Annotated in this window: 17 protein-coding genes; 11 read left to right on the top strand and 6 right to left on the bottom strand. The window is 67.1% G+C overall.

The window, feature by feature from the left end; translation table 11 throughout:
- The first annotated feature begins 24 nt into the window (after nucleotides 1-24).
- From N2K95_RS04345 to N2K95_RS04360, 4 genes are read left to right on the top strand one after another with little or no spacing between them, the layout of a single operon-like run.
- Nucleotides 25-984, top strand: a complete 960-nt coding sequence (locus N2K95_RS04345; protein WP_260653079.1) for an aldose 1-epimerase family protein — start codon at nucleotides 25-27, stop codon at nucleotides 982-984.
- Nucleotides 985-1044: 60 nt separating this feature from the next.
- Nucleotides 1045-2283, top strand: a complete 1239-nt coding sequence (locus N2K95_RS04350) for an AI-2E family transporter (protein WP_260653080.1) — start codon at nucleotides 1045-1047, stop codon at nucleotides 2281-2283.
- Nucleotides 2280-3521 carry a threonine ammonia-lyase gene (ilvA, locus tag N2K95_RS04355; protein ID WP_260653081.1) on the top strand — a complete coding sequence of 414 codons (1242 nt, stop codon included), beginning with the start codon at nucleotides 2280-2282 and terminating at the stop codon, nucleotides 3519-3521. Before N2K95_RS04350 ends, ilvA begins: the two co-directional genes overlap by 4 nt.
- A gap of 4 nt (nucleotides 3522-3525) precedes the next feature.
- Nucleotides 3526-4101 (top strand): rhomboid family intramembrane serine protease, encoded by a 576-nt coding sequence (locus N2K95_RS04360; protein ID WP_260653082.1) that lies wholly within the window; start codon nucleotides 3526-3528, stop codon nucleotides 4099-4101.
- A 32-nt stretch (nucleotides 4102-4133) separates the two neighbouring features.
- Here N2K95_RS04360 and greA read toward each other — a convergent pair whose 3' ends face one another.
- Together greA and N2K95_RS04370 are read right to left on the bottom strand one after the other, a co-directional pair.
- Entirely contained in the window at nucleotides 4134-4625 is a 492-nt protein-coding gene (gene greA, locus N2K95_RS04365; protein WP_255793226.1) for a transcription elongation factor GreA, read from the bottom strand.
- Nucleotides 4626-4850: 225 nt separating this feature from the next.
- Nucleotides 4851-5309: a DUF4307 domain-containing protein gene (locus tag N2K95_RS04370; RefSeq protein WP_260653083.1), complete on the bottom strand. Its 459-nt coding sequence runs from the start codon at nucleotides 5307-5309 to the stop codon at nucleotides 4851-4853.
- A 56-nt stretch (nucleotides 5310-5365) separates the two neighbouring features.
- Here N2K95_RS04370 and mca point away from each other — a divergent pair, with 56 nt between their 5' ends.
- From mca to N2K95_RS04385, 3 genes are read left to right on the top strand one after another with little or no spacing between them, the layout of a single operon-like run.
- Nucleotides 5366-6283, top strand: coding sequence for a mycothiol conjugate amidase Mca (gene mca, locus N2K95_RS04375; RefSeq protein WP_260653084.1), 918 nt, complete (start codon nucleotides 5366-5368; stop codon nucleotides 6281-6283).
- Nucleotides 6284-6333: 50 nt separating this feature from the next.
- A complete protein-coding gene (locus N2K95_RS04380) occupies nucleotides 6334-6672 on the top strand; it encodes a hypothetical protein (protein ID WP_260653085.1) in 339 nt (112 codons plus the stop codon).
- A gap of 10 nt (nucleotides 6673-6682) precedes the next feature.
- Complete coding sequence (locus N2K95_RS04385; protein WP_260653086.1) at nucleotides 6683-8800, top strand: thioredoxin domain-containing protein; 2118 nt, start codon at nucleotides 6683-6685, stop codon at nucleotides 8798-8800.
- On the opposite strand, the gene trhA is transcribed toward N2K95_RS04385, so the two are convergent.
- Nucleotides 8797-9546 (bottom strand): PAQR family membrane homeostasis protein TrhA, encoded by a 750-nt coding sequence (gene trhA / locus N2K95_RS04390; RefSeq protein WP_260653087.1) that lies wholly within the window; start codon nucleotides 9544-9546, stop codon nucleotides 8797-8799. The genes N2K95_RS04385 and trhA overlap by 4 nt on opposite strands.
- Before the next feature lie 188 nt (nucleotides 9547-9734).
- Between trhA and N2K95_RS04395 the strand changes: the two genes are divergently transcribed.
- From N2K95_RS04395 to N2K95_RS04410, 4 genes are all read left to right on the top strand, one after another.
- A complete protein-coding gene (locus N2K95_RS04395; protein ID WP_255793232.1) occupies nucleotides 9735-10496 on the top strand; it encodes an isoprenyl transferase in 762 nt (253 codons plus the stop codon).
- A 172-nt stretch (nucleotides 10497-10668) separates the two neighbouring features.
- Nucleotides 10669-11973, top strand: a complete 1305-nt coding sequence (locus N2K95_RS04400) for a PhoH family protein (protein ID WP_255793542.1) — start codon at nucleotides 10669-10671, stop codon at nucleotides 11971-11973.
- Between the two features lie 61 nt (nucleotides 11974-12034).
- Nucleotides 12035-12559 carry a prepilin peptidase gene (locus tag N2K95_RS04405; RefSeq protein ID WP_260653088.1) on the top strand — a complete coding sequence of 175 codons (525 nt, stop codon included), beginning with the start codon at nucleotides 12035-12037 and terminating at the stop codon, nucleotides 12557-12559.
- Nucleotides 12560-12563: 4 nt separating this feature from the next.
- A complete protein-coding gene (locus N2K95_RS04410; protein ID WP_260653089.1) occupies nucleotides 12564-13034 on the top strand; it encodes an NUDIX hydrolase in 471 nt (156 codons plus the stop codon).
- A gap of 75 nt (nucleotides 13035-13109) precedes the next feature.
- Here the strand turns inward: N2K95_RS04410 and N2K95_RS04415 are convergent, their stop codons facing one another.
- The 3 genes from N2K95_RS04415 to N2K95_RS04425 form a co-directional block, all read right to left on the bottom strand.
- On the bottom strand, nucleotides 13110-14825 hold the full coding sequence (locus tag N2K95_RS04415; protein WP_260653090.1) for an MDR family MFS transporter: 1716 nt from the start codon (nucleotides 14823-14825) through the stop codon (nucleotides 13110-13112).
- Entirely contained in the window at nucleotides 14822-15547 is a 726-nt protein-coding gene (locus N2K95_RS04420; RefSeq protein ID WP_260653091.1) for a TetR/AcrR family transcriptional regulator, read from the bottom strand. Before N2K95_RS04420 ends, N2K95_RS04415 begins: the two co-directional genes overlap by 4 nt.
- Before the next feature lie 127 nt (nucleotides 15548-15674).
- A complete protein-coding gene (locus N2K95_RS04425) occupies nucleotides 15675-17096 on the bottom strand; it encodes a class II fumarate hydratase (protein WP_260653092.1) in 1422 nt (473 codons plus the stop codon).
- Nucleotides 17097-17116 lie beyond the last annotated feature (20 nt).

Here is a 17116-nt window from a genome sequence, read left to right on the forward strand (position 1 = left end):
CGGGCACGGGTAGGATAAGGCGGCATGAACGCAACCGGCAGCGAACCCGCGGAGGCCGTCCCGGCCACCGGCACACAGTACGAAATCACCCGCGGCAGCGCTCGTGCCGTCATTGGATCCCTGGGCGGTGCGCTCCGCCGGTACACGGTTGACGGTGTGGACCTGTTCCAGACCTACCCGGACAGCGCCATCCCTCCCTCCGCCAACGGCGTGCTCCTTGCCCCGTGGCCCAACCGTGTGGCGGACGGGCGCTGGACGCTGGACGGACGGACCCAGCAGCTGGACATTACCGAGCCCTCGCGCGGGCATGCCAGCCACGGCCTGCTGCGCAACACCGGCTACACGGTCCGGGAACAGGTTCCCGGTGCCGTGGAACTGGAGGCCGGGATCTTCCCGCAGCACGGATATCCGTTCCACCTGCTGCACCGCGTGCGCTACAGCCTTGACGACGACGGCGGCCTGCACGTGCGCCAGAGCCTGACCAACCAGGGCGGAGCAGAGGCCCCCGTAGCCCTCGGTGCCCATCCCTTCCTTCGGCTCGGCGACGTACCGACCGAAGACCTGGTGCTGACCGTGGCTGCATCAACAGTGCTGACCGTCGATGACCGGCTCATCCCCACCGGCCGGCAGGAGCCCGCCGGAACGGCGGACCTCCGGGCCGGAGCACGGGTGGGCGGCCTGTTGCTGGACAGCGCCTACACGGACCTCGCCCTGGACGACACCGGCCCCGACGGCGCGGCGCACCGGTATGTCCTCGCGGCCCCGGACGGACGCACGGTCAGCCTCTGGGCCGGACCCGAATGCCGTTACGTCCATGTCTTCGTCACCGACACCTTCCCCGGCCAGCCCCGGGCCGTGGCTCTGGAGCCGATGACGGCGCCGGCCAATGCACTCAACTCCGGGGAAGGACTGGTCTGGCTGGCACCCGGTAGGACTTTTTCGGCCCGCTGGGGCATCCGGGGCGAGTTGGCTCCGGCGCGGTAACACCACGGATAGGCACGTAAAGAGGGGTCCGGGCGAAGCCGGATATGGAAAGATGGCCCCATGAAACCCCACGTACGCCGCACGGCGGCGCCCCGCGCGCTGCAGGCGGCGGCGGCGAACTCCAGCCGGAACAATGACGAGGTCCCCTTCGCCCTGCGGGTCAGCGCAGCCTGGGCCTGGCGCCTCGGAATTGTCCTGATTGTCGGCGCCGGCCTCGTCTGGATCCTGAGCCACTTCTCGCTGCTGATTATTCCGCTGATGGTCGCCGCCCTGCTGGCCGGGCTTTTGTCACCGGTCACCAAGTGGCTGCGCCGGAACCGGCTGCCCGGCGGACTGTCCGTGGCAGTGACCATCGTGGCGTTCCTGGGTGTCATCACCGCTGCCCTGGCACTGGTGGGACGGCAGCTCGCCCTCGGCTTCCGCGACCTCTGGGGAGAGACGCTGCAGGGCGTCCGCCAGGTCCAGGACTGGTTGTCCTCCGGGCCGCTGAACATCACGGCAGGCGACCTGGATTCGTTGTTCGACGAGGCCAGCACCACCCTGCAGGACAACTCGGCCAATATCCTTTCCGGTGCCCTGAGCGTGGGCAGCAGTGCCGGCCACTTCGCCGCCGGCCTTCTCCTGACCCTTTTCGCCCTGGTCTTCTTCCTGTTGGACGGGCGCCGGATCTGGGAATTCACTTCCGGGCTGCTGCCCCGCCGCGCGCGGCCGGCCGCCTATGGAGCCGGCATCCACGGCTGGGAATCCATGGTCAACTACGTGCGGGTGCAGGTGATGGTGGCACTGATCGACGCCGTGGGGATCGGCGCCGGTGCGGCCCTGATCGGCGTGCCGCTGGCCCTTCCGCTCGGGGTCCTGGTGTTCCTGGGCTCGTTTGTTCCGCTGGTCGGCGCGTTTGTCACCGGCTTCGTGGCCGTCCTGCTGGCGCTGGTGGCCAACGGCGGCGTCAACGCCCTGATCATGCTGGGCATCGTCCTCCTGGTGCAGCAGCTGGAATCGCACATCCTGCAGCCGCTGGTCATGGGCCGGGCCGTGTCCCTCCACCCGCTGGCCGTGATCCTGGCGGTCACGGGCGGCTCCCTCGCCGCGGGGATCCCCGGTGCCCTGTTCTCCGTGCCGCTGCTGGCCATCCTCAACACGATGATCCGTTACATCGCGGCACGGGGCTGGGAGGATGACCTGGCCATCGAACCGGATGCAGAGAACGACGACGGCGGCCCGGCGGAGGGGGACAGCGGTTCCGGTGCAGGTTCCGGTACAGAGGATGCGCTTCCTACAGGGAAGGAGCGCCGGCCATGACCGATCTGCCTCTGCTGCCGGTGACGCTGGACGACATCCGTGCGGCTGCGAAGCTCCTCGACGGCGTTATTGCCCACACCCCCGTCGAGTCGTCCCGGGCGCTGGCCCGTGAGACCGGATCACCCGTCTACCTCAAATGTGAAAACCTGCAGCGGGCAGGTTCCTTCAAGGTCCGCGGCGCCTACGTCCTGATGGCCAAGCTGTCCCCTGCGGACAAGGCCCGGGGAGTGGTGGCGGCCTCCGCAGGAAACCACGCCCAGGGCGTGGCGGTGGCCGCCGCGCGGCTGGGCATCGCCGCCCGGATCTACATGCCGCTGGGAGTGGCGCTGCCCAAACTGGCTGCCACCCGGGGGCACGGCGCCGAGGTGATCCTCCACGGCCACACCGTGGACGACGCCCTGGCCGAGGCCCAGCGCTACGCGGACCGCACGGGTGCCGTTTTCGTCCACCCGTTCGACAACGTGGACGTGGTGGCGGGGCAGGGGACCATCGGCCTCGAGCTGCTGGACCAGATACCGGACCTGGACACCGTACTGATGGGGGTGGGCGGCGGCGGCCTGCTCGCCGGCGTCGCCGTCGCACTCAAGTCCCGCGCCCGGGAGCTGGGCCGGGAGATCCGGGTCATCGGCGTCCAGGCGGAGAACGCAGCCTCCTATCCGCCGTCGCTGGCAGCTGACGCCCTGGTGCCGCTGACCCGGGTCAGTACCATCGCGGACGGCATCGCCGTCGGGCGTCCCGGACAATTGCCGTTCTCCATCATCCGCGAACTGGTGGACGATGTGGTGACGGTCAGCGAGGACTCCCTGGCCCGCGCACTGATTTTCCTCCTTGAACGTGCCAAGATGGTCGTGGAACCGGCAGGAGCCGTGGGAGTGGCCGCCTTGATGGACGGGAAGATCGACAATCCCGGAAACACGGCAGTGATCCTCTCCGGCGGCAATATCGACCCGATGCTGATGCTGAAGGTCATCCAGCGGGGACTGGCGGCTGCGGGCCGTTATCTGGTGGTCCGCATCCTCCTGGACGACCGTCCCGGGTCCTTGGCCACCATCTCGCGGATCATCGCGGAATCGGATGCCAATGTCACAGGAGTGGACCACACGAGGGTAGGAGGATCCATCAGCATGGGAGATGTCGCCATCACCATCAACATGGAAACGAAGGGCCACGAGCACTGCGAACTGGTGCTGAAGAACCTGCGTGCCGTGGGTTTCCAGCCCGTAGTGCTGGCGGGTTAAGCCGATGGCTTCCTCCCGCGTACGCACCGCCCTGACGGGCTCGCTGCTGTTTGCCGCCGCGCTGTGGGCGGTGTACCTGCTCACCTTCCTCATCAAACCGATCGTCTTTCCGCTGCTGGGCATCCTGCCGCGGCAGCTGGAGGGGCTCGACGGCGTGGTGTTCGCTCCGCTGCTGCATGCCGGCACCTCCCATCTCCTGGGCAACACCCTGCCCCTGATCGTCTTTTCCTTCCTGACCCTGCTGGAAGGGGTCCGCCGGTTCGCCTCGGTGCTGGCCATCTCCTGGCTGTGCTCGGGAATCGGCGTGTGGCTGTTCGGCGCCGGGCTGACCGTGGGTGTTTCGGGCGTGGTCTTCGGGCTCTTCGCGTATCTGATCGTCCGCGGCTTCTATAACCGGAACGTTGCCCAGATCCTGCTCAGCGGCGTGCTGTTCCTGATTTACGGATCAATCCTCTGGGGCCTTTTCCCCACGTCCTGGGGTATCTCGTGGCAGGCGCACCTGTTCGGGGCGGCCGGCGGGGTGCTGGCCGCCGTCGTGCTGCGCCGGGACGCATCAACGCAAAGGCGGGCCCTCCCGTAGGAGAGCCCGCCTGCATTACCGGGTTATAAAGCCTAAGCGATATACGGCTTGGCGGAGATGATTTCCACGGAGATGCTCTTGCCGTTCGGCGCCGTGTAAGTGGTGCTGTCCCCGGCCTTGAGGCCCTGGATGGATGCACCCAGCGGTGACTTTTCGCTGTAGACGTCAATGCTGCTGTCACCGGCAATTTCACGGCTGCCCAGCAGGAAGGTCTCAACGTCGCCTGCAACACGGGCTTCCACCAGCATGCCCGGTTCCACAACTCCGTCATCTGCCGGAGCTTCGCCAACGTGTGCGGTTTCAAGGAGCTGGGTCAGCTGGCGGATGCGGGCCTCGGTCTTGCCCTGCTCTTCCTTCGCTGCGTGGTAGCCGCCGTTTTCCTTGAGGTCGCCCTCAGAGCGTGCCTGCTCGATGCGGGCAACAATCTCCGTCCGTCCGGGGCCGGACAGATGCTCCAGTTCCGCCTTCAGGCGGTCATAAGACTCCTGCGTGAGCCAGGCGACAGATGCGCTGTTGGTGGACACGGGTATCTCCTTATATAAACGTCCGGGCCATCTATTGGTCCGGCATGGCTGAGTGCCCGCCGGCCGGATTGGCCTGACAAGCAAAGACCCCGCCGGGCGGAGACCGTCTGGTTTGGAATCTCTACCAAAGACCAGCCGGAACACCTGGGCGGGGCATGTCGTGCTCTCCATACTAGTTTGCCCGCGGGCTTAACCCAATATGCGGGACGAAGACGTCAGCGGGGGCTAATCCTCATCCAGAATCCAGCAGGTATTCACTCCGCCGGTGACCGCCGGGGAGTCCGTGCGGAGTTCCACCTGCTGGGTGCTGCTTTCCGGTGCCTCCGGGCCCAGGATCACCGTCTTCCAGCCGACGACGGCGTAGCTTTCATTGAGCGCCTGGACGGCGCAGGCGGCAGTGCTCCCGGCCGATTTGTCGACCTTGAAATCCACCACCACACGTCCGTCCTCCGGAAAGGTGAAGCCGACATCCTTGGAGGTCACCGTTCCGGTGGAGGACGGAACGTTCATCCAGGCCGCGGCCCCTACGCCGGCAGCCACCGCAGCAGACACCGCAATGATCCGCGCGCGCCGGGAGAGGCTCCGCTTTGGAGCGCCGTAGCGATTGGCTAATCTGGACTCAGACGTGGAAACGTCCGGCTGCTGGGGTGCCGACATCTCGTGCTGGCCTTCCGAAGTGCTCACACCCCTATTTTAGCCGTCGAATCCGCCGTCATAATCCGCTTACCTCAGGAGTTGCCTTGTCTGCCCGCGAAAGCACTGAATCCCGGAGTACCACCCCGCTGCGCCTGCTCGCGGTGCATGCCCACCCCGATGACGAGGCCAGCAAGGGTGCTGCCATGATGGCTTCCTACGCCGCCGCCGGCGTCGAGGTCATGGTGGCCACCTGCACCGGCGGGGAGCGGGGCTCCATCCTCAACCCCGGCGCCGAAAGCGATCCTGCCGGCAAGCGGGACCTGGCCGGACTGCGCCGCAGGGAAATGGCCGCCGCGCAGGCAGCCCTGGGAATTCAGCACCGCTGGCTGGGATTCGCCGATTCCGGACTGCCCGAAGGGGATCCGCTGCCGGACCTCCCCATCGGGTGCTTTGCCCTGCAGCCGCTGGAACGGGCAGCGGCCCCGCTGGTGAAGCTGGTCCGCGAGTTCCGCCCCCACGTGATCATCAGTTACGACGAAAACGGCGGCTATCCGCACCCGGACCACATCATGGCCCATAAGGTCGCGGTGGAAGCCTTTGCCGCCGCCGGTGACTCTGCACGGTACCCCGGGACGGGAGCCGCCTGGGAGCCCTTGAAGCTCTACTACGACCGGGCGTTCAACCCCGAGCGGTTCCGCGCACTGCACTTCGCGCTGGAAGAGGCCGGTCTGCAGTCCCCGTACGCCGAACGGATCGCCGCCTGGCAGGAAACCGACACGGAAGGCCACCAGCCGCCGGTGCCCGTGCACTCCACCACCACCCAGATCGAATGCGGGGACTATTTCGAAGTCCGGGACGAGGCGCTGCGCAGCCACCGCACGCAGGTTGATCCGGAGGGCTTCTTCTTTGCGGTCAGCCCGGACCTGCAGCGCAAGGTCTGGCCCTGGGAGGATTACTCCCTGATTGAGTCCCGCGTGGAAACCGAACTCCCTGAGACCGACCTGTTCGCTGGCATACGATAGAGCCTTAGGAACCGCAGGTTCCGCCGCAGTATCTACAAGAGAGAAATACCGTGAACTTCCTGTACAGCCTGGCTACGGCCGTCACCCCGGCACCCGAGGAGACCCTCGCGCCGGGAGTTGCCGCAGAAGACGTCACCCCGGGCCTGCTGGGGTTCCTCTTTACGCTCTTCATGGTGATTGCGATCATCTTCCTGATCCGCGACATGACGAAGCGGATCCGCCGGGTCCGTTACCGGGAACAGGTGATTGCCGCTGAGGAGACCGCAGACCGCGACGCCTCCGGCAACGAAGCCCCCGGCAGCCCGGATGCCTCCCGGACGGCGCTTCACCTGGATAAGGCCGTGGATAATCCCGCGGACCGGGACAGCACCTGGGACCACCTGAGGTAACGGGCACCCCATGGCTGAGAGACTTCGGAACCAGGCGTCGGCCTACCTGCGCCAGCATGCGGACAACCCCGTTGACTGGTGGCCGTTCGGCGATGCAGCCTTCGCTGAGGCGCGGCGCCGGAACGTTCCGGTCTTTATCTCGGTGGGCTACGCCGCCTGCCACTGGTGCCACGTCATGGCGCACGAGTCCTTTGAGGACGCAGCCACGGCACAGTACCTGAACGAGAACTTCGTCTCGGTGAAGGTGGACCGCGAGGAACGCCCCGACGTCGACGCCGTGTACATGGCCGCCACCCAGGCCCTCACCGGGCAGGGCGGCTGGCCGATGAGTGTCTTTACCCTTCCGGACGGCCGGACCTTCTACGCCGGCACCTATTTCCCGCCCCGCCAGCTGCAGGGAATGCCCTCCTTCCGACAGGTGCTGGAAGCCGTCTCCTCCGCCTGGCGGGACCGCCCGGAGGAAGTGGAGACCAGCGCCGCGCAGATTGCCGCGCACCTGGCCTCCGCCCAGGCCGGGAACCGTACGCTGGTCGGCACCCTGGGGCTTGCCACCGGCGGGGCCGGGCCGCTCTCCGGCGAGGTGCTGGAAGCCGCCGTCGAGGCGGTGGCAGAACAGGAAGATCCGCGCTTCGGCGGGCTCGGCGGGGCACCGAAGTTCCCGCCGTCGCCCCTGCTGCGGTTCCTGCTGGTGTACGGTGCCGCCGGCCGCCCGGCCTCGGGCACCGCCGCCGCCGTCGCCGGCCGCACCCTGGAAACCATGGCCCGCAGCGGACTGTACGACCAGCTCGAAGGCGGCTTCGCCCGGTACACCGTGGACCGGGCCTGGGCTGTTCCGCACTTCGAGAAGATGCTCTACGACAACGCGCAGCTGCTGCGCCTTTACGCCCACTGGAGCCGTTCCGCGCCCACCGGGGACCAGCGGCGGCTGGCGCTGCAGGTCAGCGCCGACACGGCGGCCTGGCTCGCTCGGCGGCTGCTCGTGGACGGCGGCGGCTTTGCCTCCTCGCTCGACGCCGACACCTTGGTGGACGGAAAGCGGAGGGAAGGTGCCACCTACGTGTGGACTTCCGAGGAACTCCGCACCGTGCTGGCCGGTGCCGGGGCGGACGCCGACGCCGTGCTCTCCCTGCTGGACCTCGAAACCGGCCGGATGGAGGACGGCGGGTCCACCCTGCACTTCGGCCGCAGCCTGGAGCCGGCGGAGGAGCAGCTCTGGCAGCGGAGCCGTCCCGCCCTGCTGGCCGTGCGGGACCGGCGCCCCCAGCCGGACCGCGACGACAAGGTGGTCGCAGGATGGAACGGGCTGGCCGTTGCAGGCCTGGCCGATGCAGCACTTGCCCTCGCCGACGCCGGAGACCCTGACGGGAAGGCCGCCGGCCTGCTGGATCTGGCACGCCGTGCCGCCGGTTACCTGCTGCGCGTCCACTACCGGGACGGCGTCCTCGTCCGGGTCTCCCACGCAGGCACCGCCTCCGGCATCGAGGGCCAGCTGGAGGATTATGCCGGTGCTGCAGAGGGCCTGTTTGCGCTTTTCGCCGCGACAGGCGAGGAACAGTGGTACCGCGCCGCAGAGGAACTGGTGCTGGCCGCAGAGCAGCGGTTCATTGCCGACGGCGTCCTGCAGGACAGCGCCGTGCGTACCGACCAGCTCGCTGCCGCGCAGGGGTCGATCTCCGCCGCGGATCCGATGGACGGACCCGCTCCCAGCGGCACCGCCTTGTTCGCCGGGGTGCTGGTGACCTACGCGGCCTATTCGGGTTCCTCCCGGCACCGCGCCCTCGCCGAAGCACTGCTCGCCCACGTGCAGCTGGTGGCCGCACGGGCACCGCGCGCCGGCGGCTGGGCGATGTCCGTCCTCGCGCAAGCCTTGGACGGACCGCGGGAACTGGCCGTCACGGGCAGCGACCCCGTCCTGATGGGCCGGCTGCTCCGTGCCGGGCGGGCCGCGGGTGGTCCCGCCGTCGTCGTCGCCAGCGGACCCGGCGGCGAAACCGCGGTGCCGCTGCTGCGGAACCGGCCCGCGCCGGACGGGGGAGCCCTGGCCTACCTGTGCCGCGGGATGGTCTGCAGCAGGCCGGTAGCCGATCCGCAGGAGCTGGCGGCACAGTTCCGGGGAACGGGTCCTTAGCCCGCCGCGCGGACAGCCATCAGGATGGCTATGTAGTGCGCGGCAAATCCGGCCAGCGTGAAGGCGTGGAAGATCTCGTGGAAGCCGAACCAGTCCACGGAGGGATTCGGCTTTTTCATCGCGTAGATCACGGCGCCGGCAATGTACATGGCACCCCCCAGGCAAATCAGGATGGCCGCGGTGGGGTTGACGCCGTAGAAATCCGGAATGTAGAACAGCGACGCGCAGCCCAGTGCGATATAGACGGGCGTGTAGAGCCAGCGGGGTGCGTGCAGCCACAGCAGCCGGAACGCAACCCCGACCAGCGCGCCCGCCCAGATGATCCACAGCAGCGTCACTGCGCTTTGCCGGGGCAGGAGCGACCAGGCCAGCGGGGTGTAGGAACCGGCGATCACCAGCATGATGTTGGTGTGGTCCAGGCGTTTAAGGACCAGCTTGACCCGAGGAGACCAGTTGCCGCGGTGATAGACGGCGCTGGTGCCGAACAACAGCACGCCGGTCAAGGCGTAGATTGCCGACGCGATCCGGGTGCCGGCCGTAGGGGCGAGGACCACCAGGATGATCCCTGCCGCCAGTGCAAGAGGAGTGGCGCCGGCGTGCAGCCAGCCGCGCAGCCGGGGCTTGATGTCCAGTTCTTCTGCAACCGCCTCCACGGCGTTTTCGAGGGGACCGGGTGCGGTCCGCGATTCGGGATCGTGCTGGGCGGGAACCTTTGAGGCCGGGGTGGAGAATGGTGACGAATCCATAACGGAATTCTAACCTACGTTCGAGTAACTTACGGTTGGGTAAGCCGCTGGCGCCGTGGATCTGCGCTTCGGCAAGGCGAGCTAGCGGTAGCCTAGGAGAAGATTTTTATACTTTGGGCAGACCCGGGGTATGCGGGACCGGCTGTTTGGCGGTTCCCGCTCCGGATCCCAGGCACGTGAGGCAAACAATGAAATTCCCCGGTGTTGTCTACGCCTACTACGAGCGTAAGCTGCGGCGGTCCCTTATCGGAGACCGCATCCCCGAACACATCGGGGTGATGGTGGATGGAAACCGTCGGTGGGCCAAACTAGCCGGCGCGCCCACCAGCGACGGGCACCAGGCCGGAGCGGACAAGATCCTGGAGTTCCTCGGCTGGTGCCAGGAACTCGGCGTGCGGATGGTGACCCTCTACATGCTGTCCACGGACAACCTGAACCGCGACCCGGACGAGCTTGAACCGCTGCTGGACATCATCGGCAACACCCTGGACCGCCTGGGCGAAGAGGGCAACCTGCGGGTCCAGCCCGTAGGGGCATTGGAGATCCTTCCGTCGCGGCTGGCCAAGCAGCTCACCGAGCTCGGCGAAAGCACCGCCGACGCCGAGGGGCTGCATGTCAACGTGGCGATCGGCTACGGCGGACGCCGGGAAATCGTGGATGCCGTCAAGGAGCTGCTGCGGGACGCCGAAGCCGAGGGCAAGGACATCGCGGACGTGACCGAGGAAATCTGCGACACGAAGATTTCCGAATACCTGTACACCCGCGGACAGCCGGATCCGGAACTGGTCATCAGGACCTCCGGTGAGCAGCGTCTCTCCGGCTTCCTGATGTGGCAGAGCGCGTACAGCGAGTTCTACTTCTGCGAGGCGCTCTGGCCGGACTTCCGGCGGGTGGACTTCCTGCGCGCCCTGCGTGACTACGCCAGCCGGCAGCGGCGCTTCGGGTCCTGACGGACCAGCTCCCTGCCGCTGCCTTAACAGCCTGCCTCGTACCGGCCGTTACCCGCCGTGTCCTGCTGCGGCACTGCAGCCTGCGGGCGTACTTTGGTCCTGTCGGTAGATCCAGCGACCGGGGCCCCCGGGGTGCCCCTGACGGGAGTTCCACGTGGCAGCTGAACAGAAGATGCAGGTACCGGAGCGGGCCAGCTTTGTGCTGGATACCTCGGTGCTGCTGTCCGATCCGCGGGCGATCCTCCGGTTCGCCGAACATGAGGTGATTCTTCCGCTGGTGGTCATCACCGAACTGGAGCGCAAGCGCCAGGATCCGGAGCTGGGCTATTTCGCACGCAATGCACTTCGGCTGCTGGATGACCTGCGGATCCGGCACGGCGGTTTGGGAACGGCTGTTCCCTTGGGCGAGAGCGGCGGGACGCTGCGGGTGGAGTTGAACCACATCTCCACGGATGTGCTGCCCGCGGGGATCCGGGGCAGCGACAATGACAGCCGGATCCTCGCCGTCGCCAAGAATCTCGCCGACGGCGGCCGGAACGTCACCGTGGTATCCAAGGACCTGCCGATGCGGGTCAAGGCCTCGGCCATGGGGCTGGCAGCGGATGAATACCGAAACGAACTGGTCCGGGACAGCGGCTGGACCGGAGTGGCGGAACTGGAAATCTCCGATGCTGACATGGCGATGCTCTATGACCACCAGGCAGTCCTGATCCCCGAGGCGGCGGAGCTGCCGGTCAACACCGGCACGGTGCTGATGGCCGGACGCGCCTCGGCGCTGGGCCGCGTGGGAGCAGACAAGCGGCTGCGGCTGGTGCGCGGGGACCGGGATGTCTTTGGACTGCATGGACGCTCAGCGGAACAGCGGCTGGCCATCGACCTGCTGATGGACCGCGAGGTAGGGATTGTCTCCCTCGGCGGACGGGCGGGAACGGGTAAGTCCGCGCTGGCACTGTGCGCCGGGCTGGAGGCGGTGCTGGAACGCAGGGAACACCGCAAGGTGATGGTCTTCCGGCCGCTTTACGCCGTGGGCGGGCAGGAACTGGGCTACCTGCCGGGCAGCGAGTCGGAGAAAATGGGTCCCTGGGGCCAGGCCGTGTTCGACACCTTGGAGGCACTGGTCTCCAAGGAGGTGGTGGAGGAGGTGCTGGACCGCGGCATGCTCGAGGTCCTGCCGCTCACCCACATCCGCGGCCGCTCCCTGCACGACTCCTTCGTGATCGTGGACGAGGCGCAGTCGCTGGAGAAGAACGTGCTCCTGACCGTGCTGTCCCGGATCGGGCAGAACTCACGCGTGGTGCTCACCCACGACGTCGCGCAGCGCGACAACCTGCGGGTGGGCCGGCACGACGGCGTGGCCGCCGTCGTTGAAACCCTCAAGGGCCATCCGCTGTTCGGACACGTGACGCTGACACGGTCGGAGCGTTCGCCGATTGCCGCACTCGTGACGGAACTGCTGGAGGAAGGGCAGATCGGCTGACTTGTCCACAGCCGCAGGTCCGGCCCCCTGAATCCGCCGGGCCGGGGCTACGGTGGTGCCCATGGTGGACATCCTGGCGGCCTACTGGGGGAACGGAGCAGGCGGCAGCGCGCTCGCCGCTGTACTGCTCAGTCTGGCACTGGCCTGGTTTACGGTCCTGGCCCTGCGGCTGGCCGCGATCGATATCCGCACCCGCCGGCTGCCCAACGCGCTGGTCCTGCCGTCCTATCCGGTGGCCGGGGGACTGCTGGCCGGCGCCGCGCTCGCTGCCGGGGAACCGGACCGCGTCACCGGGACGGTCCTGGGCGCGGCTGCGCTGTGGACCGGGTTTTTCGCGCTGCGGCTGCTGAGCCCGGCGGGACTGGGCTTCGGCGACGTCAAGCTCGCGGGACTGCTGGGCCTCTACCTGGGGTTCCTCGGACCGGCCCAGGTCCTGGCGGGGACGGTCGGGGCGTTTGTGTTCGGCGGACTCTGGGGTCTGGGACTGATCCTCACCAGGCGCGGAACGGCGTCGTCCACCGTGGCCTTCGGCCCGTTCCTGCTCCTGGGTGCCGCCGTGGCCATGCTGGTCCCTGCCCTACAGTAGGACCATGCCTACCCCTGATTTTGTCCTGTCCCTGCGCGAACGGATCGGACACGAGCCGCTCTGGCTGCCCGGCGTCACAGCCGTGGTGTTCAACGCGGAAGGGCAGGTTCTGCTGGGCCGCCGCAGCGACAACGGCAGGTGGGCCCTGATCACCGGAATGCTCGAACCCGGGGAGGAGGCCGGGCCCGGCACGCTGCGGGAAGTGGAAGAGGAAACCGGCATCCACGCTGAACTCGAGCACCTCATCCACGTGGGCGCCCACGGGCCGGTCACCTTTCCCAACGGGGACGTCTGTTCCTTCCTGAACCTGGCCTTCAGCTGCCGTTACGTTTCCGGAACCGCCCGGGTGAACGACGACGAATCCACCGAGGTGGGCTGGTATGCCCTGGACGCCCTGCCGCCGCTGAGTGAGAGGCACCGGATGCTGATTGACCTCGCCCTGACGGCAGACGGCGTGCCGGTCTTCGAACGCTGAGCCGCCGGCCGCCGAACAGGGAAGGGCCGCCCCGCAGCAGCGGGACGGCCCTTCCGGGTTAGTGCAGCGGAGCAGTTACTTCTCCCGGTAGGGATTGTCCGGAGCCTGCTCCGGCACCTCTACCGGAGCCTCTCCGGCATCCGCCGGTGTGCCTGCCGGACCACTGGCCTCCGAACCGGTTCCCTTGAACGCGGCCTGCCGCTCGGCCTCCAGCCGGTCCGCTTCCGGGCCGGCGACGGCTTCACCGCGGGCCACCATGCCGGCCACGTCGGACAGCGGGATCTCCTTCAGGAAGAAGGCCAGCACCAGGGCGATGACCAGGAACGGAATCAGGTACCAGAACACCGGAGCCAGGGAGTCGGCGTAGGCGGTGACAATGCCCTCCCGCAGGGGTTCCGGGAGGGTTTCCAGTACCGACGGCTGCAGGGTCGCTGTCGCCTCACCCGCAGCCGAGGCGTCCAGTCCGGCACCGGCGAAGGTTTCCTGCAGGTTGTCCGCGAGCCGGGACGTGAACATGGCACCGAAGATCGCGACGCCCAGGGAGGCGCCGACCTCGCGGAAGTAGTTGTTGCTGGAGGTCGCGGTGCCGATCTGGTCCACGGGAACGGAGTTCTGCACCACGAGCACCACCACCTGCATGATGTAGCCCAGGCCGGCGCCGAAGACGAAGAGCTGGGCGCAGATGACCCAGACCGGGGTGTCGGCGGACAGCGTGGTCATCCAGAGCATGGCGGCAATGACCAGCGCGGCGCCCATGATCGGGTACTTCTTATACTTTCCGGTCTTGGTGATGGCCAGGCCGGAGTAGATGGAGGTGCCCATCATGCCCACCATCATGGGCAGCATCAGCAGGCCGGAGACGGCTGCGGAGGTGCCGGTGGACATCTGCAGGAAGGTGGGCACGAAAGCCAGCGCCGCAAACATCCCCATGCCCAGGGTGAAGCCGATGGCGGTGCTGTTGACGAAGATCGGGTTCCGGAACAGGCTCAGCGGAATGATCGGATCCTCGACGCGGCGTTCGATCATCACGAAGACCAGGGCGGCCAGGAGCATGCCGGCGCCGAAGAGCAAGGTCATCGGGTCCGTCCAGCCGCGGTCGTCACGGCCGCCGAAGTCGGTGAAGAAGATCAGGCACGTGGTGGCGACGGAGAGGAAGAGCACGCCGCCGAGGTCGATGCGTTTGGATGCCTTCTTGGTGGGCAGGGTCAGCGTAAAGAAGGCGATCAGGAAGGCAATGATGCCGATGGGAATGTTGATGTAGAACGCCCACTGCCACGTCATGTGGTCCACGAAGAAGCCGCCCAGCAGGGGGCCGGCCACGGCGGAGAGGCCGAAGATACCGCCCAGCGGACCGAGGTACTTGCCGCGCTGGTCCGCCGGCACGATGTCGGCGATGATGGCCTGCGACAGGATCATCAGGCCGCCGCCGCCCAGGCCCTGGATGGCGCGGAAGATCACGAAGGCCCAGAAATCGGTGGCAAAGGCGCAGCCGACCGAGGCCGCCGTGAACAGGGCAATGGCGAACAGGAACAGGTTCCGGCGGCCCAGCACATCGCCGAACTTGCCGTAGATCGGCATCACGATGGTGGTCGCCAGCAGATACGCCGTGGTGATCCAGGTCTGGTGCTCGACGCCGCCCAGTTCCCCGACGATGGTGGGCATGGCAGTGGAAACAATGGTCTGGTCCAGGCTGGAAAGCAGCATGCCTGCAATCAGCGCGGAAAAGATGATCCAGATGCGTTTCTGGGTGAGCAGGAGCGGCCCGGAAGTTGGGGCGGCGGTTGTCGTCATTCGTTGTCCTCGGCAGTGTCGGCAGGGTCGGCGGGGGCTGTGTCGGTGAAGGGAGGCGCGGATTCCGCAGGTTCGGCGGGAAGCGGGGCCGCCAGCGAAAACACCTCGATGGCGGCGTTCACTTCCGTGACGAGGATGCTGCGGTAGGACTCGGTGTTGGCAGGGTCGAAGAAGCGCAGCCCGGCGCGCTGGATCAGTGCGCCGAAAACGGCGACCACCGCCCGGACCCGCGCATCGTCGGCCGGCAGGGATTCGCGGTCCGCCACAATCCGGGCAAAGGTCTGCTCCGTCTCCCGCGAGCCGTGCATGGCCTTGGAGATCAGGCGGGGTTCGGCGGTGACGGCTTCCTTCAGCTGGGCCATTTCCGAGCGGGACATGGCCATGCGTTCGGTCATCCCGACGGCGAGGTCCACGAAATCGGCGACCAGGGTGTCGGAGAGCCGTTCCGGCGCGGTGCCGGCACCGCCTTCGACGAAGCGCCGGACCAGGTCCTCCGGAAGGTCGTCGACGGGCGATCCCAGGATGGCGTCTTCCTTGGCCGGAAAGTAGTTGAAAAAGGTCCGTCGGGAAATGCCCACCCGTTCGCACAGCTGCTCAACGGTGAAGCCGTTGACGCCGTTCGCCGCGGTCAGGGTCCGGGCATGCGCCGTGATGGCGGCGCGTGTCGCGGTGCGTTTGCGTTCGCGCAGTCCGCAGTCCTCGCCAGTTGCACTATTCGTCACGGAGCAAAGTTTTGCACTCTGGATCAAGGAGTGCAAATTAGGGCATCGGTGAGGAGGGGCACAGCGAAGGGGCGCCCGTAATCCGGCAGATCAGATTACGGACGCCCCTTCGCTAAGTGGGTGCCTACTAGGCCTGCGGCGGCTTCGTCATGGACAGGACGTCCAGTGCCTTGTCCAGCTGTTCCACGGTGAGCTCGCCGCGTTCCAGGTAACCCAGGTCCTCGACGGCCTGGCGGATGGTCTTGCCTTCCTTGACCGAGTACTTGGCGATCTTCGCCGCGTTTTCGTACCCGATGAACTTGTTCAGCGGGGTCACGATGGACGGGGAGGCCTCGGCCAGGTAACGGGCGCGCTCGACGTTGGCTTCAATGCCGTCGATCATCTTGTCCGCCATCACGCGGGAGGAGTTCGCGAGCAGGCGGATGGACTCGAGCAGGTTCGCGGCAATCACCGGGATGCCCACGTTGAGTTCGAAGTAACCGAAGGTGCCCGCCCAGGCGACGGCGGCGTCGTTGCCCACTACCTGTGCGGCAACCTGCATAACGGCCTCGGAAATGACGGGGTTGACCTTGCCCGGCATGATCGAGGAGCCCGGCTGCAGATCGGGGATGGCAATCTCGCCCAGGCCCGTGTTGGGACCCGAACCCATCCAGCGCAGGTCATTGGCGATCTTGGAGAAGGAAACGGCAATGGTGCGGAGCATGCCCGAAACCTCGACCAGCGCGTCGCGGTTGGCCTGTGCTTCGAAGTGGTCGCGGGCTTCGGTCAGCGGCAGGCCCGTGTCTGCGGCCAGCAGCTCGATGACGCGCTGGGGGAAACCGGCCGGAGTGTTGATGCCGGTGCCCACGGCGGTGCCGCCCAGCGGTACTTCGGCCACGCGGGGGAGGGAAGCCTGCACGCGTTCAATTCCGTAGCGGACCTGGGCGGCGTAGCCGCCGAATTCCTGGCCGAGGGTGACCGGGGTGGCATCCATCAGGTGGGTGCGGCCGGACTTGACCACGTCTTTGAACTCCACGGCCTTGCGTTCCAGCGAGAGGGCCAGGTGTTCGAGGGCGGGGATCAGATGGTTGATCAGCGCGGACGTGGCGGCAACGTGCACCGACGTCGGGAAGACATCGTTGGAGGACTGCGAGGCGTTCACGTGGTCGTTCGGGTGGACGCTGGTCTCGCTGCCGGCTTCCTTCAGCGCACGGGTGGCGAGCTCGGCGAGGACCTCGTTGGTGTTCATGTTCGAGGACGTGCCGGAACCGGTCTGGAAGATATCGATCGGGAACTGGTCGTTGTAGGTACCGCCCGCCACGGCGTCCGCGGCCTTTTCAATGGCCCGGGCGCGCTCGTCGTCGAGCACTCCCAGCTCTGCATTGGCGGTCGCGGCGGCCTTCTTGATCCGGGCCAGCGCTTCGATGTGCGAGGGTTCCAGCGTGGTGCCGGAAATGGGGAAGTTCTCGACCGCGCGCTGTGTCTGGGCGCGGTAGAGGGCGGAGGCCGGAACCCGGACCTCACCCATGGTGTCGTGTTCGATGCGGTATTCGGAGGTGTCAGAAGTCATGTCCCCCAGCCTAATCTCCG

It is taken from the genome of Arthrobacter zhaoxinii (genome assembly GCF_025244925.1).
GTDB lineage: Bacteria > Actinomycetota > Actinomycetes > Actinomycetales > Micrococcaceae > Arthrobacter_B > Arthrobacter_B zhaoxinii.

Bases quoted from the DNA above. Each gene is read 5' to 3' on its own strand.
- N2K95_RS04345 (WP_260653079.1), top strand. From the start codon at position 25: ATGAACGCAACCGGCAGCGAACCCGCGGAGGCCGTCCCGGCCACCGGC.
- N2K95_RS04350 (WP_260653080.1), top strand. From the start codon at position 1,045: ATGAAACCCCACGTACGCCGCACGGCGGCGCCCCGCGCGCTGCAGGCG.
- ilvA (WP_260653081.1), top strand. From the start codon at position 2,280: ATGACCGATCTGCCTCTGCTGCCGGTGACGCTGGACGACATCCGTGCG.
- N2K95_RS04360 (WP_260653082.1), top strand. From the start codon at position 3,526: ATGGCTTCCTCCCGCGTACGCACCGCCCTGACGGGCTCGCTGCTGTTT.
- N2K95_RS04385 (WP_260653086.1), top strand. From the start codon at position 6,683: ATGGCTGAGAGACTTCGGAACCAGGCGTCGGCCTACCTGCGCCAGCAT.
- trhA (WP_260653087.1), bottom strand. From the start codon at position 9,546: ATGGATTCGTCACCATTCTCCACCCCGGCCTCAAAGGTTCCCGCCCAG.
- N2K95_RS04395 (WP_255793232.1), top strand. From the start codon at position 9,735: ATGAAATTCCCCGGTGTTGTCTACGCCTACTACGAGCGTAAGCTGCGG.
- N2K95_RS04400 (WP_255793542.1), top strand. From the start codon at position 10,669: ATGCAGGTACCGGAGCGGGCCAGCTTTGTGCTGGATACCTCGGTGCTG.
- N2K95_RS04405 (WP_260653088.1), top strand. From the start codon at position 12,035: ATGGTGGACATCCTGGCGGCCTACTGGGGGAACGGAGCAGGCGGCAGC.
- N2K95_RS04410 (WP_260653089.1), top strand. From the start codon at position 12,564: ATGCCTACCCCTGATTTTGTCCTGTCCCTGCGCGAACGGATCGGACAC.
- N2K95_RS04415 (WP_260653090.1), bottom strand. From the start codon at position 14,825: ATGACGACAACCGCCGCCCCAACTTCCGGGCCGCTCCTGCTCACCCAG.
- N2K95_RS04425 (WP_260653092.1), bottom strand. From the start codon at position 17,096: ATGACTTCTGACACCTCCGAATACCGCATCGAACACGACACCATGGGT.